General features: G+C 66.2%; 11 protein-coding genes and 1 other annotated feature. Of the genes, 10 read left to right on the forward strand and 1 reads right to left on the reverse strand.

Annotated elements, in window-relative coordinates; all coding sequences use genetic code 11:
• Positions 1-417: 417 nt before the first annotated feature.
• Positions 418-1641 carry an ROK family transcriptional regulator gene (locus QUG93_RS13990; protein WP_289474787.1) on the reverse strand — a complete coding sequence of 408 codons (1224 nt, stop codon included), beginning with the start codon at positions 1639-1641 and terminating at the stop codon, positions 418-420.
• A 99-nt stretch (positions 1642-1740) separates the two neighbouring features.
• Between QUG93_RS13990 and QUG93_RS13995 the strand changes: the two genes are divergently transcribed.
• The 10 genes from QUG93_RS13995 (at position 1741) to QUG93_RS14040 (ending at position 14052) form a co-directional block, all read left to right on the forward strand.
• A complete protein-coding gene (locus QUG93_RS13995) occupies positions 1741-2613 on the forward strand; it encodes a LacI family DNA-binding transcriptional regulator (RefSeq protein WP_224442013.1) in 873 nt (290 codons plus the stop codon).
• Positions 2614-2797: 184 nt separating this feature from the next.
• On the forward strand, positions 2798-4096 hold the full coding sequence (locus QUG93_RS14000; RefSeq protein WP_289474790.1) for an ABC transporter substrate-binding protein: 1299 nt from the start codon (positions 2798-2800) through the stop codon (positions 4094-4096).
• Positions 4093-5052: a carbohydrate ABC transporter permease gene (locus QUG93_RS14005; RefSeq protein ID WP_434533118.1), complete on the forward strand. Its 960-nt coding sequence runs from the start codon at positions 4093-4095 to the stop codon at positions 5050-5052. Before QUG93_RS14000 ends, QUG93_RS14005 begins: the two co-directional genes overlap by 4 nt.
• Entirely contained in the window at positions 5049-5903 is an 855-nt protein-coding gene (locus QUG93_RS14010) for a carbohydrate ABC transporter permease (RefSeq protein ID WP_289474792.1), read from the forward strand. The genes QUG93_RS14005 and QUG93_RS14010 overlap by 4 nt, the downstream gene beginning before the upstream one ends.
• Positions 5900-8386, forward strand: coding sequence for a glycoside hydrolase family 2 protein (locus QUG93_RS14015; protein ID WP_289474795.1), 2487 nt, complete (start codon positions 5900-5902; stop codon positions 8384-8386). The genes QUG93_RS14010 and QUG93_RS14015 overlap by 4 nt, the downstream gene beginning before the upstream one ends.
• 2 nt (positions 8387-8388) lie before the next feature.
• Positions 8389-9357, forward strand: a complete 969-nt coding sequence (locus tag QUG93_RS14020; protein ID WP_289474797.1) for an ROK family protein — start codon at positions 8389-8391, stop codon at positions 9355-9357.
• A gap of 60 nt (positions 9358-9417) precedes the next feature.
• Entirely contained in the window at positions 9418-12291 is a 2874-nt protein-coding gene (locus tag QUG93_RS14025) for a CIA30 family protein (RefSeq protein WP_289474798.1), read from the forward strand.
• A gap of 122 nt (positions 12292-12413) precedes the next feature.
• Positions 12414-13076 carry a glycosyl hydrolase gene (locus QUG93_RS14030; protein ID WP_289474799.1) on the forward strand — a complete coding sequence of 221 codons (663 nt, stop codon included), beginning with the start codon at positions 12414-12416 and terminating at the stop codon, positions 13074-13076.
• Positions 12992-13420 carry a glycosyl hydrolase gene (locus QUG93_RS14035; protein ID WP_289474801.1) on the forward strand — a complete coding sequence of 143 codons (429 nt, stop codon included), beginning with the start codon at positions 12992-12994 and terminating at the stop codon, positions 13418-13420. The genes QUG93_RS14030 and QUG93_RS14035 overlap by 85 nt, the downstream gene beginning before the upstream one ends.
• A gap of 311 nt (positions 13421-13731) precedes the next feature.
• Positions 13732-14052, forward strand: a complete 321-nt coding sequence (locus QUG93_RS14040) for a transposase (protein WP_289474803.1) — start codon at positions 13732-13734, stop codon at positions 14050-14052.
• Positions 14010-14123: a sequence feature (AL1L pseudoknot), on the forward strand. It overlaps the preceding gene by 43 nt.
• Positions 14124-14206 lie beyond the last annotated feature (83 nt).

The raw sequence follows: 14206 nt of genomic DNA on the forward strand, positions 1-14206 counted from the left end.
CGAACGCGCGGGCTTCGTCGGGATCAGTAGACAGGATGCCGTCGGGTCTCTCGCGATGACATTGGAGCTGGCAACCCATGTCCGATAGCCGGTCGTTCACCGTTCAGCGCCCTTGAGCTTGTATGTTCGCCGTTCGTTGGGTCGCAGATAGCCCGTCCGATTTGATTCTCACCAGGCTGCCTCATACGGACGCCGGTGGACTCGGAAGCAGAGGCTTCAGCTCGGCAGGTTGTGGCGGAGGTCGTAGCCGGTGTCGGCGAGGAACTGCAGCCGGTCCCGTACTTCTTGCAGCGATGCTGCGTCGTCGGCGTTGCGGTAGTCGGCGCGGAGGAGTGTGTTGGCGGTGAGGAAGCGGTCCGTACGAACCCTGTCGTCGGTCCCGTTGTGAGGTGGAAGGTGCTCCCGCTGTGCGGTTGCCTAGGCAGAGAGCACCGGTCCGTGACCGGGAGCCACCGAACTCTGAAGTACGAGCGCGGCTGCTCCAATCGCTGCGGAGTCGCGCGGATTCGAGGCAATCTCGATGCGGACGCCGTGCGCTCGGCGAGCGAACGAGGCGCGCTCCATGCGTGTTCGAACGGCTTTGGCGTAGAGCGAACCGGCGATCGCGAAGCTGGGCCCCGCTAGTACGACGCTGTCCAGGTCGAACGCATTGCTGAAGGATACGACCGCGGCGGCGAGGCGATCGGCGGAGCGCCCGAGGAGTGCGTCGGCGGCCTCGTGGCCGCCGACTGCAGCACGCGCAAGCCTGTCGAAGTCTTGGCCCGTACTCTCTGCGGTGAATTCCAGATCCAGTCCGAGAAAATCGCACCTGGTGGCAACAGCCTCGGCGAGGACGGCAGCAGGAGCCGCGTAGCGCTCGACACAGCCCGTGTTGCCGCAACTGCAGGCGACGCCTTCAGCATCAATGGACAGGTGACCGAGTTCAGCCGCGTTCGAGCTCGCTCCGCGGTACAGGGCGCCATCGATGACGACACCCGCACCGATCCCAGTGCCCATGTAGACAGTGGCGAACGTGTCGGTTCGCGGAACGCGCCGCGTCCAGAACTCTCCGATGGCGGCGGCGGCGGCGTCGTTGTCGAGGACGACGGGCACCGGCAGGAGCTCGCCGAGCGTGGCGGCGAGCGGGAAGCCCTCCCATTGGCGGAGAGTCGGGGATCGGAACATCGTGCCGAGTGGTGGCGACAGCGGTCCCGGCACGACCACGGCCACGCCTGCGACGCTGTCGATCGGGATCCCGGCCGTGTCCACGAAGACTCGGAATTGCATGGCGAGACGCTCCACGACTTGCTGTGGATCGTCCAGTGCCGCACCATCGACGAGTTGTCGCGCGACCGTGCCGCCACCGACGCCTGCGGCGACGAAGGTCATCGCCTCGAAACCGAGTTGCACGCCGACCGCGTAGAGCGCTGTGGGGTTGATCTCGAGGAGTGTGCGAGGTTTCCCGCCCGTGGAAGGTGTCCGTCCGCTTTCGCGGATCACCCCGGAGGCGAGGAGCTGGCGGACGATGTTCGAGATGGTCGGTTGCGTGAGACCTGTTGCTTGGACGAGTTCGACTCGGCTGACAGGGCCAGCTGACCGGATGATGTCGACGATGAGCGCGCGGCTGCCGGGTCCCGATGCGACTGTCTCGGATCGTGCCATCGGACGTCCTCTCTGCAGCTCGACTACCTGCGGTGCCGACGGGTCCGGCGATGTCACACTAGCTGTGCCGCGGACCCGTGCTGACTGGAGGACCACCAGATGCGAAGCGACGAAGGCCATCCGTCCAAGGGCGACCTCGGTCAGCCGATCGGGCTCACGCTCGTGCGCGCGAGTGAAATCTACGGCGCGGAGCCCTGGTTCCACGAGTTCACGGCAGGCGTCGACCAGGTTGTTCGACCGCTAGGACACTCGGTGCTCCTGCGAGTCCTCGGTTCCCGTGCTGACGAGCTTGAATGGCTGCGCGGATGGCAGGACAAGCGAGCCGTCGCCGGTGTGGTGCTCGTCGACCTGATTGAGGACGATCCTCGCGTGCAACTGGTTGCCGACGTCGGGATGCCCGCGGTCGCCGTGTCGTCCCCGATGGTGTCAGGCGGACTGCCGACGGTGTGGACCAATGACGACGCGGCAATGCGGGCCGCCGTGCGCGCCCTCGCCGGTCTCGGGCACAGCGCACTCGGGCTGGTGGGCGGGCCACCGGAGCTTGCCCACACGATCACCCGTGCGGCAGCGTTCACCGACGCGTGCGCGGAGCTGCATCTGACGGCGCATCTCGCCTCAGGGGACTACTCGTCCGAGTCGGGAGCCCGCGCCTTCGAAGGCTTGACAGGGGGAGACACGCCGCCATCGGCCGTCGTGTTCGACAACGACCTGATGGCTCTCGGGGGTCTTGATGCGGCGCGACGATCTGGTCTGCGGGTCCCGGAAGACGTATCGATCGTCGCATGGGATGACTCGGCGCTGTGCCAACTCTCGACTCCGCCTCTCGCATCGTTGAGCCACGACGTCCAGCGCATCGGGCGGCTGGTGGGCGAGACGCTGGCGTCCCTACTTCGCGGGCAGCAGCCGCCAGTCGTCGAGGCGCCGGCGATCCGCTTCGTGCAGCGCGAGAGCGTCGGGCGGCACGGGCGATGAGTCGCTGACCGCTTCTGACCGGAGGCAGTACCGCTACCTGCCCTCGTTCTCCTCGCTCGAAAACTTTCATCGATTACTAATCTAAGTCTTGACTTCGACGGCTCTGCCCTGCACGCTGGTGCAACCCGAAGCGCTCGAGCCAGCGACCAGCTCGTGCCGGCGCCAATGAACGAAGGAGTTCGCCATGAAGAAGTCCGTGCTCGCCGCGACCGGAGGCATCGTCGTCGCCGCGCTGGCGCTTTCAGGCTGTTCGGCTGGCTCGTCCAACGACGACGGGAAGCCATCAGGGACCATCACCGTCCTTAGCAACCGCACCGATCTGGTCGACACCACGTTCAAGGACTACGCGGCGCAGTTCGAGAAGAAGTACCCGGGCACGAACGTGAAGTTCGAGGCCCTCACCGACTACGAGGGTGACGCGAAGATCCGGTTGAGCTCGAAGGACTACGGCGACGCGCTGCTGATCCCGAGCTCGACAGTGACGAAGGACAAGTACTCGTCCTACTTCGAGCCGCTCGGCAAGACCAGCGACCTGGAGAAGACCTACCGTTTTGCCGGAGACGGGTCCTACGACGGCGAGGTCTACGGCATTTCGACCTTCGGCTCCGCCATGGGCCTCGTCATCAACAAGACCGTGTGGAAGGACGCCGGGATCACGACCCCGCCGACCACGCAGGACGAGTACCTCGCCGACCTGAAGGCGATCAAGGACGAGACCGACGCGGTGCCGTACTACACCAACTACAAGGACGGGTGGCCGCTCGCCGGCCTCGAGAACGCCCTCGGCACCACGCAGGGCGCTGACGCCCGCATGAAGCTCGCCGCGGACAAGAGCCCCTGGAAAGCGGGTTCTGACCAGTACAACATCGACGACATGCTCTTCAAGACCGTGTCGGAAGGGTTGAGCGAGTCGGACCCGACGACGACGAACTGGGAGGAGTCGAAGGATCTCCTCGCGCAGGGGAAGATCGGCACGATGGCGCTCGGGTCCTGGGCCGTGTCGCAGATGCAGGACGCCGCGAAGAAGGCCGGGAAGTCGGCCGATGAGATCGGCTTCTGGCCGATGCCGTGGCAGACCGACGGCAAGTTCACGTCGGTCACCACAACGGACAAGCTCCTCGCGGTGAACAAGAACTCGAAGAACAAGGCCACCGCCAAGGCATGGGTGAACTGGTTCATCAACGACTCCGGCTACGCGAAGAGCCAGGGCGCGATCAGCCCGGTGAAGGCAGACCCGGCACCGTCGACCCTCAAGGACTTCCAGGACATCGGCGTTCAGTACGTCGAGCTGAACGCGGACCCGAAGGGTGAGGAGTCGCTGCTGACCGATATCGCGAACACCAGCGAGGTCGACATCTTTGGCAACACGTACCGGCAGAAGCTCATCGACGTCGCCCGCGGCGCCGCCTCCGGGACCGAGGAGTCGTACTTCGCCACGCTGAACAAGCAGTGGGCTGCGGCGAAGACCCAGGTGGATCAGTGACCCGTCTCGAACCAGGTGCGGCAGCGCCGGGGCAGGCCACCGGCCTCCCCGGCGCCACCGCACCCCTCATCCCAGGCAAGAAGCGTGCCTTCGGGGGATCGCGCGTGACACCGTGGCTGTTCCTCGCGATCCCGCTGGCGTTCTTGATCGTGCTCACCTACGTCCCCGTGGTGAACATGCTCTGGTACAGCGTCACCGACTGGGACGGCCTTTCCCCGGAGAAGGACTTCGTCGGTGTCAAGAACTTCGTTCAGATCTTCACCCAGCCGGCGATCTTCCAGGTCTTCTTCGTCAGCCTCTACTACCTGGTTGGTGCGATCGCGCAGCTCGTCATCGCGCTCTACCTGGCGACGCTGCTGAGCTTCAAGACTCGGTTCTCGAACCTGTTCAAGGGCATCATCTTCTTCCCCTACCTCATCAACGGGGTCGCGATCGGCCTGGTGTTCCTGTACTTCTTTCGTCCAGGCGGCACCCTCGACGCGCTCCTGGCCGTCGTCGGTGTACAGGACACCCCGCAGTGGCTCGGCGACCCGAGCGTGGTCAACCTGTCCCTCGCCGCGTCCAGCGTGTGGCGGTACATGGGGTTGAACTTCGTGCTGTTCCTCGGCGCGATCCAGTCGGTTCCGGCCGAGCAGTACGAAGCAGCAGACCTCGACGGAGCAACGTCGTTCGACAAGTTCCGCTACATCATCGTGCCGAGCATCCGACGCATTCTCGGCCTGTCGTTCATCCTCGCGATCGCCGGTGCACTGTCCGCCTTCGAGATGCCGTACGTGATGACCGGCGGCGCCAACGGGTCGGAGACGTTCGTCATTCAGACCGTGAACACCGCGTTCAAGTTCTCCAAGGTCGGACTCGCGTCGGCGATGGCCGTCGTCCTGCTCGTCATCGTGCTGGTGATCACCGGGATACAGCGGTGGCTGTTCCCCGACGAGAAGAAGGAAGTCGCATCATGAGCGCACCGTCCGTGACCCGTGGCCGTCTTCTCGCCCGAGCAGGGACTACCGGGAAGTACGCCAGCCTCATCATCGCGAGCCTGTGTGCGTTCATCCCGCTCATCACGATCGTGATGCTCGCGTTCAAGACGGACCGCGAGTATCGATCGACGACACCGCTGACGCCGCCGTCGAACTGGCTGAACTTCAGCAACTTCGTCACCGCGTTCACCCAGGGCGGGATGGTGCAGGGCTTCATCAACACCGGCATCATCCTGCTGGTGTCGGTCACCGGCACGATCCTGATCGGGACGATGGCGGCGTATGCCATCGACCGGTTCCGGTTCCGCGGCAGGAAGCTCGTCTTCGGCGGGTTCCTCCTGGCGACTCTCGTGCCGTCCGTCACGACACAGGTCGCGACGTTCCAGGTCATCAACGCACTCGAGCTGTTCAACACCCGAGGCGCCGCGATCGTGCTGTTCATGGGCACTGACATCGTCGCGATTTACATCTTCCTGCAGTTCATGCAGTCGATCCCGGTCTCCCTCGACGAGGCAGCCATGCTCGACGGTGCCAACCGGTTCACCGTGTACTGGCGGATCATCCTGCCGCTGCTGCGGCCGGCGATCGCGACCGTGATCATCATCAAGGGCATCGCCGTCTACAACGAGTTCTACATCCCCTTCCTCTACATGCCGTCGCAGGACCTCGGCGTCATCTCGACGTCGCTCTTCCGGTTCATGGGGCCGTTCGGCGCGCAATGGGAAGTCATCGCCGCCGGCACGCTGCTGGTCATCATCCCCACGCTGATCGTCTTCCTCTTCCTCCAGCGACACATCTACAACGGCCTCACGGCAGGAGCAACCAAGTGAGCACCACCGCCCCCAGCACCACCACCGAGACCCGGCGCACCCTCCACGACGGATGGACGCTCCGAGCCACTAGCGGTGACACCCCGGTCGACGTTGCGCTGCGATCCATCCCCGCAACCGTGCCCGGCCTCGTGCACACCGACCTGCTCGCCGCCGGGCTCATCCCCGACCCGTACCTGGACCGCAACGAGCAGAAGGTCACCTGGATCGGTGAGACGGATTGGGAGTACCGCACCACCTTCACGTGGGAGCCCGACGGGCACGACCACCACGACCTTGTCTTCGAGGGCCTCGACACCGTCGCCACGATCACCCTGAACGGCCGCGGGCTTGCCCGCACCTTCAACCAGCACCGCACCTACCGACTCGCAGCTCACGACGTCCTTGTCGCCGGCACCAACGAACTCGTCGTGCACTTCGCCTCCCCGGTCGCGTACGCCGACCAGGCGAGTCTCGACATCGGCTACCGGCCCCACACCTACTTCCACCCGTTCAACGCGATCCGGAAGGCCGCCTGCAACTTCGGTTGGGACTGGGGTCTCGACGCTGCATCCTCCGGCATCTTCAAGCCCGTGACGTTGCACGCCTGGTCAGGCGCCCGCATCGAGTCAGTCCGGCCCACCGTCACCACGGACGGAACCGCCGGCCACGTCGAGGTGGCGCTCGCGCTGCAGAACGCCGAGAACGCGGCTCCCGTGACCGCGACGGGCACCCTCACCGCCCCTGACGGCGCAGAACACACCGTCGACGCCGTCATCGACGGCGCCACCGGCACACTCATCCTCGATGTCGACGAGGTCGAGCTCTGGTGGCCGCGGGGCTACGGCGACGCCGTCCTCTACGGCCTGTCCGTGACCATCGCCGACGAGAGCGGCGTCCTCGCCACCTGGCAGAAGCGGATCGGCTTCCGGACCGCCGTCGTGGAGCTCCTGCCCGACAGCGACGGCACGAGCTTCCGCGTCGTCGTCAACGACGAGCCCGTCTGGGTGCGGGGCGCGAACTGGATCCCTGACGACGCGTTCGTGACCCGTGTCACGCGAGACCGGGTCGCAGCACGCCTGGACCAGGCGGAGTTCGCGAACATGAACCTGTTGCGCGTCTGGGGCGGCGGGTACTACGAGTCGGACGACTTCTACGACCTCTGCGACGAACGCGGCATCCTCACCTGGCAGGACTTCCTGTTCGCCTGCGCCTCCTACGCCGAGGAAGAGCCGCTGCGCGGCGAGGTCGAGGCCGAGGTGCGCGACAACGTCACCCGGATCATGTCCCACCCGAGCCTCGTGCTCTGGAACGGCAACAACGAGAACATCTGGGGCTTCGAGGAATGGGGCTGGGAGAAGCGCGTCCAGGGCCGCACCTGGGGCCTGGGGTACTACCTCGACCTGCTGCCGCGCTTGGCCGCCGAACTCGACCCGCAACGCTCCTACACGCCGGCGAGCCCCTGGTCCGGCGACGTCGACCGGCCGGCGAACGAGATCGACCACGGCTCGGTGCACCTCTGGGAGCTGTGGAACCGGGTCGACTACCCGCACTACCGCGACACCGTCCCGCGCTTCGTCGCGGAGTTCGGCTGGCAGGGCCCAGCGACCTGGTCCACGATCAACCAGTCGATCTCGGACTCGCCGCTCACCCCGGAATCGCCCGGCATGATCTGGCACCAGAAGGCGCAGGACGGCAACGACAAGCTCACCGACGGGCTCGTGGCGCACCTGCCGCTGCCGGACCACACCGAGGACTGGCACTGGGCGATGTCGCTGAACCAGGCCAACGCGGTGGCGTTCGCGATCGAGCACTGGCGGTCCTGGTCCCCGAAGAACATGGGCTCGATCGTCTGGCAGCTCAACGACTGCTGGCCCGTCACATCCTGGGCCGCAGTCGACGGGTACGGCCGCGCGAAGCCGCTGCTCTACGCCCTCAAGCACGTCTACGCCGACCGCCTCATCACCATCCAGCCGCGCGGCGGCGACCTCGTGACAGCGGTCGTGAACGACTCGTCGGCAGCATGGGACGGCGACGTCGTCCTCCGCCGTCTCGGCTACGACGGCACCGAGCTCGCAGCCACGACCATCACAGTGTCGCTCGCTCCCCGCAGCACCCAGACGGTCGCTGTGCCGGCGGACCTCGCAGCGTTCACTGACCCGGCGAGCGAGGTGCTCGTCGCGATGCTCGGCGACGAGCGAGGCTTCTGGTTCCCGGTGGAGCAGCGCGATTCGGCGTTGCCTGCTGCGGACTTCCGGACGGAGGTATCCGCGACCGACGGCGGGTACGACGTCGCAGTGACCGCAACGTCGCTCGTCCGCGATCTCGCGCTCCTGGTCGACAAGGTCGATGTGGACGCAACGGTCGACGACATGATGGTGACGCTTCTGCCGGGCGAGACGGTCACGTTCCACGTGACGACGACGAAGACACTCGCACCGGAGGAGCTCACCTCGAGCAGTGTCCTCCGCACGTCGAACCAGCTCGTCACCGACTGGTCGTAGCCGTGACGTCGCTCGCACTCGCTGTCGATCTCGGCGGCACCAAGATCGAGACTGCGCTCGTCGACGCGAGCGGCGCCATCATCGCCGGAAGCCGTCATCGCGCCCCGACTGGTCGCGCTGCACGGCGTGAGGACCTCGCCGCGACGGTGTCCCAGACGGTCCGGCAGACACTCGCAGCGGTCCCTGCCGACTCGACGCTCGCCGGTGCGGGCATCGGGTCGGCAGGGCCGATCACACTCGACACCGGACAGATCAGCCCGAAGAACCTGCCCGCGTTGGCGGACTTCGACCTCCGCGGGGCGGTCGCACGTGAACTGGGGGGCCTGCCAGTCCAGCTGCGACTGGACGGCACGTGCATCGCCCTCGCCGAGCACTGGTGCGGCGCCGCAGTCGGCGTCGAGAACTCGATGTCGATGGTTGTCTCCACCGGCGTCGGCGGCGGGCTGATCCTCGGCGGGACACTCGTGTCCGGCCGCAGCGGCAACGCCGGCCACATCGGCCAGATCCACGTCGCCGGCTTCGGCGGCGATCCAGCCGATGCCGACTCCACCACCCTCGAGGCAGTCGCTTCGGGAACCAGCGCCGTCGCCTGGGCGCAGAAGCAGGGATGGTCGGGGACCTCGGGGGAGGACCTCGCTGCGTCCTGCGCGGCCGGCGACACGGTCGCCTGGCGGGCGGTGCGCCGCTCCGCGGACGCTGTCGGCCAGGCGATTGCGAGCACGACGACGCTGCTTGACCTCGACGTCGTCGCGATCGGCGGCGGCTTCGCCTCCGTGGTACCCGACTACGTCGACCTCGTCCGTGCCGCAGCCCGGCGCGCGACGGTCTTCACCTACGCCACCGCGGTGCAGATCCGCCCCGCGCTCCTGGGATCAACTGCACCGCTCCTTGGCGCTGCAGCCCTCATCCACCGCCCCGACATGACCAGCCCCGCCCGACCGCGAACCGATCACCTCGTCAGCACCCGCTGAACCCCGGACGGCCACTGCCGCCGCCCGAACCGTAGCCCAGCCGAAGGAGTCTGAGCACCGATGCAGCGCACCACGAACCCCGTCTCACGCGCAACGTCCCGCCTGGCGCACCACCCGCAACTCCGTGTAGTCCGACTCGGTGCAGCGATCCTCACGGCTGTCCTTTTCGGAACGATGCTCCCGCTCACCACTCACATGCCGGCCAGCGCCGTACCAAGCGAGTGGACGAACCAGAACACCGGCTTCGTCACGCGCGACGCCACACATCTCCAGGTCGACGGACAGCGGTTCCGCGCGAGCGGCGCGAACATCTACTGGCTCGGCCTCGACGAGAACGTCGGCGGTGTCGACTACCCGACGTACTTCCGCATCAAAGACACCCTCGACGCCGCACACCGGGCCGGCATCACCGTGGTTCGCTCCCACATGGGAACCTCAACCAGCCAGGACAACGCGAACACGCTCGCGCTGATGCCATCCCTCGGCGAATACAACGACCAGGCATTCGCCACCATGGACTTCGCCGTCGCATACGCCGGCACGCTCGGCATCCGACTGATCCTGCCCCTCACCGACGAATGGGAGTACTACCACGGCGGACACCGCGACTTCACCGCACCGCTCGGCCTGCAACCCGACGACTTCTACACGGACTCCCGCGCCATCGGCGCATACCAGGACTACGTCGACCACGTCATCGGCCACACCAACACCCTTACCGGCGTGCCGTACTCGCAGGACCCGACCATCATGGCGTGGGAACTCGGCAACGAGCTCGAGGGGATGACACTGCCCTGGATCAACGAACTAGTCGCCCACATCAAGCACGAAGCCCCCTCGCAGCTCGTCGCAGCGGGACGTCGATTCGACATAGACCCGGACACCCTCGCAGCAGCGAACCTCGACATGGTCGACGTGCACTACTACCCCCCGACCGCAGCCAAGATCTCCGCAGACGCCAAGACCGTCACCGCTGCCGGGAAGGTCTACATCGCCGGCGAATACGCCTCCACGGCCGCAACCGATGACCTACTGAACGCCGCCGCAGCCGACTCGAACGTCACGGGCATGTTCGTTTGGTCGCTGTTCGGCCACGACGACCGCAGCGGCCTCGTCGCCCACGACGACGGATTCACCCTCCACATCCCCGGCGGGACCGCTCTGGAGCAGACGCGTGCAGACGCGGTCGAACAGTACGCGCGCAGCATCGGCGTAACGATCCCGACCACGCCACTCGACGCGCCACTGATCACAGCCATCACCCGTACCAACGGCGTCTCAACCGTCACCTGGCGCGGCACTGCAGGAGCCACTGACTACGTCGTTGAGCGACAGATCCCCGGGAAAGCTTGGACCGCCGTTCATGACGGCACCCTCGGAGCATCCGCCGGCACCGTCACTGACTTCACATCTCCTGCCGGCGCCTCGTACCGCGTCCGAGCGATCAACGCATCAGGCGCTGCGCCGGCAACCAGCGACGTGGTCACGCCCGCCGGCGGCGACGTCCTGGTGGATCCGCTGCAGGACTGGCGTCTCACATCGAGCCACACCGACACCGCGGTGCAAGCCGACCCCGAGGGCGGCTTCGTCACCGCTGTGGGCGGTGTCTCCGGCACCGTGACCTGGAAGCAGAACGGACTCACCCGTGCTGCATTCCAGACGGACGACACAGCAGCCCTCCGAGTCGAGACAAGTACGGACGGTTCCACCTGGGCCGCCGCCGACACGACCATCGGCGCCGACGGCACGGTGACCGCCGACAGCCTCACCGGCGATCACGTGCGTGTCGTCGTGACGGGAACTGCGCACCTCACGCGAGCAATGCTCCGCTCAGCAGTGAATGACCCGACAACCGAGCCCGGGGCGTTCTCCTTGCAGTCTCCGACTGTCGGCACACATGACGTCACCGCAGTGCCCACCTTCTCCTGGACGCCCGCCGCTGACGCCGCCTACTACCGGTTCAGCATCACCGACGAGGACGGGACGACCATCGCGCACACCGATGGACTCACCGCCACGACCATCCGTCCCGACGTGGACCTGCAGCCTGGCGTGACCTACCGCTGGTCCGTCACCGCAGTCAATGGCGTCGGCAGCACCTCGTCGACACCCGCCAGCGCCTCGTTCAGCACTCGTGCCCTGCCTACGCAGCCGCTCGTCGTTGAAGACTTCGAGGAGTACGCCGACGACGCCGAGCTCAATGCCACATACGTGCGGAACACCGGCGGCGGTGCCATCACCGCGACGCTCACGCCGAACCCCGACACCGGATCTCAGGCAGGTCGCTTCTCCTACGACCTCGCCGGCCCTGGATACGCCGGCGTCGTGCGAACGCTGACCACGCCGCAGGACTGGTGGGGTCACTCCGGGCTCGAGCTGTCACTCCAAGCACCTGCGGGTGACGACGTCACTCTGCAGATCGTTGCTGGCGGTTCGTACTTCGAGACGACGGTTCCTGTGCAGGGGACCGGGTGGCAGCGCGTCAGCGTGCCCTTCGACCAGTTCAAGCCACCGGCATGGGCGGGAGACGCAACCCTCGACCCGTCGAACGTGACGCAGCTCGCGTTCTACCTGGGCGGTGATGGTGCCGGGGAACTCACCGTCGACGACGTGTCGACCACTGTCGCTCCCGCAGGCACAGACCCAGGCGAACCCGGATCGCCGACACCGACCATTCCGCCTGCCGCCGGCACTCCGACCACGCCGGGCAGCCCCAACGGAGGGGCGTCCCCGTCCCCGTCGGCGGTGACGCCGAGTGCGACTGAGAACGCCGGAACCGACGACCCTTCAGGAGGACTGGCGTTCACGGGCGCGTCCGTCAGCGGGGCTCTTGTTCTTGGGGCCCTGGGGGCGGTGCTGCTCGGCGTAGTGATCCTCTTGATCACGCGACGTCGTAGAACGCGGACGGCTGCTGGACGAGTCCACCGGCCGTGATCGTTGCGTCCTCGTGCGTCCGGGTACGCCGATGACCGATCTCACGCCCAGTTCTCGCTTCGGTTCCTGCTGAACACCGCAGGGTCGAGCGATGTCCATGAAAACAACACGAGGGGAAGACAATGAAGTCGACAACACGTGCACTGCTGACCACTGGTCTGGTAGTCGCACTCGGCGCCACGATGGCCGTCGGGACACCTGCAGCGCCGAAGGCGGAAGCCTTCAGCGCTGGAAGCAAAGCGACGGTCTTGAACTACCTGGCTTCGATCAAGGGTCAGAAGATCGTCAGCGGACAGCACAACAAGGAACCCGCCGCGCAGCCCAGCCAGTACACGCAGCGCGTGAAGGACATCACCGGCGTCTACCCAGGCCTCTGGGGAGGGGACTTCCACTTCGGCTCAGCGGACGTCGCCAACCGGCAGCGCGTCATCGACCAGGCCAAGACCGAGTGGAAGAACGGATCGCTCGTCAGCCTCACTTGGCACGTGTGCCCGCCCACAGTCGGATCGTCGTGTACTTGGAGCGACGTGAACGCGAACCTCACCGACACGCAGTGGTCGCAGCTCGTCACCAACGGCACAGCCTTGAACTCGGCATGGAAGAAGCGACTCGACGAGATCGTTCCGTACCTGCAACAGCTCAAGGATGCGGGCGTACCCGCCGTCTTCCGACCCCTGCACGAGATGAACGAACAGTGGGCGTGTGGGGCGGACGCTCCGGCAGCAACGGGTCGGCGAAGCTGTACCAGATCACTCGTGACTACCTCGCCGGCACGAAGGGGATGACGAACCTCATCTGGGCGTGGAATGTTCAAGACAACCCCGCCGGCGGTTTCGCCGATTACTACCCCGGCAGCAGCTACGTCGACGTCGTCACGCTCGACGCCTGGTACAAGGCGTTCCCGAGCGCGGCCGAGTATCAATCCATCCGCTCGATAGCCGCAGGTAAGCCGATCGCGCTGGCCGAGGTCGGCACGATGCCCACCGCTGCGAACCTGTCGGCACAGCCCGAGTGGACCTGGTTCATGGAATGGTCCGAGCAGCTCGAGGGCAGCAACACCGCCCAGGCCATCAAGGACACCTACTACAACCCGCGCGTGTTGCATCAGGGAGACATCACCCTCCCCTGAGGAGAGAAGACCTCCGCACGATGACCGGGACGACGAGCGTCGTCCCGGTCATCGAAGCCCGTCTTACTGAGCGGCGCTGTCCTCGGCGCCAGCTTTGACCGCGTCGATCAGTGGAGCCATGAAGTCTGTCGCAACAGCTACGAGAGCCGGATCAGCAGTTTCAGGCGAGCCGCTGTTGAAAGGCGGCTGCGGGTTGTACTCCATCGAGCAAGACGGAAACGACGCCGCTCCAAGACCTTGATGTCCGAAGTGGCGAAACTGTTCCGCCCCGGGTCTGATGGAGGCTCTCAATCCACGGGAGGATGAGAGTCATGGGAGCACCGAGGAAGTACCCGGAGGAGCTTCGGGAGCGGGCGGTGGGGCTCGCGGTGGACGCGCGCCGCGACCCGAGCACCAGACCTGGCGCGTTGCGTCGGATCGGTGAGCAGTTGGGGATCAATCCGGAGACGCTGCGGAACTGGGTGCAGCAGGCCGAGGTCGATGCCGGCGATCGGCCGGGTGTCACCTCTGACGACGCGCAGCGGATCGCGGAGCTCGAGCGTGAGGTCCGGGAGCTGCGGCGGGCGAATGCGATTCTGAGGTCGGGGTCGGCTTTCTTCGCGGCGGAGCTCGACCGCCCGTCCAGCAGATGACGCAGTTCATCGATCAGCACAAGCACGAGTTCGGGGTCGAGCCGATCTGCAGGACGTTGCAGGTCGCCCCGTCGAGCTACTACGCCGCGAGGTCGAGGCCGCCGTCCGCGAGGTCGCGCAGTGATGTCGTCCGGAGTGCCGAGATCGTGCGGGT

The organism is Curtobacterium caseinilyticum (genome assembly GCF_030363035.1).
GTDB lineage: Bacteria > Actinomycetota > Actinomycetes > Actinomycetales > Microbacteriaceae > Curtobacterium > Curtobacterium caseinilyticum.

Excerpts from the sequence above, each read along its gene's own strand:
- QUG93_RS13990 (WP_289474787.1), bottom strand. The coding sequence starts at position 1,641 with ATGGCACGATCCGAGACAGTCGCATCGGGACCCGGCAGCCGCGCGCTC.
- QUG93_RS13995 (WP_224442013.1), top strand. The coding sequence starts at position 1,741 with ATGCGAAGCGACGAAGGCCATCCGTCCAAGGGCGACCTCGGTCAGCCG.
- QUG93_RS14000 (WP_289474790.1), top strand. The coding sequence starts at position 2,798 with ATGAAGAAGTCCGTGCTCGCCGCGACCGGAGGCATCGTCGTCGCCGCG.
- QUG93_RS14010 (WP_289474792.1), top strand. The coding sequence starts at position 5,049 with ATGAGCGCACCGTCCGTGACCCGTGGCCGTCTTCTCGCCCGAGCAGGG.
- QUG93_RS14025 (WP_289474798.1), top strand. The coding sequence starts at position 9,418 with ATGCAGCGCACCACGAACCCCGTCTCACGCGCAACGTCCCGCCTGGCG.
- QUG93_RS14030 (WP_289474799.1), top strand. The coding sequence starts at position 12,414 with ATGAAGTCGACAACACGTGCACTGCTGACCACTGGTCTGGTAGTCGCA.
- QUG93_RS14040 (WP_289474803.1), top strand. The coding sequence starts at position 13,732 with ATGGGAGCACCGAGGAAGTACCCGGAGGAGCTTCGGGAGCGGGCGGTG.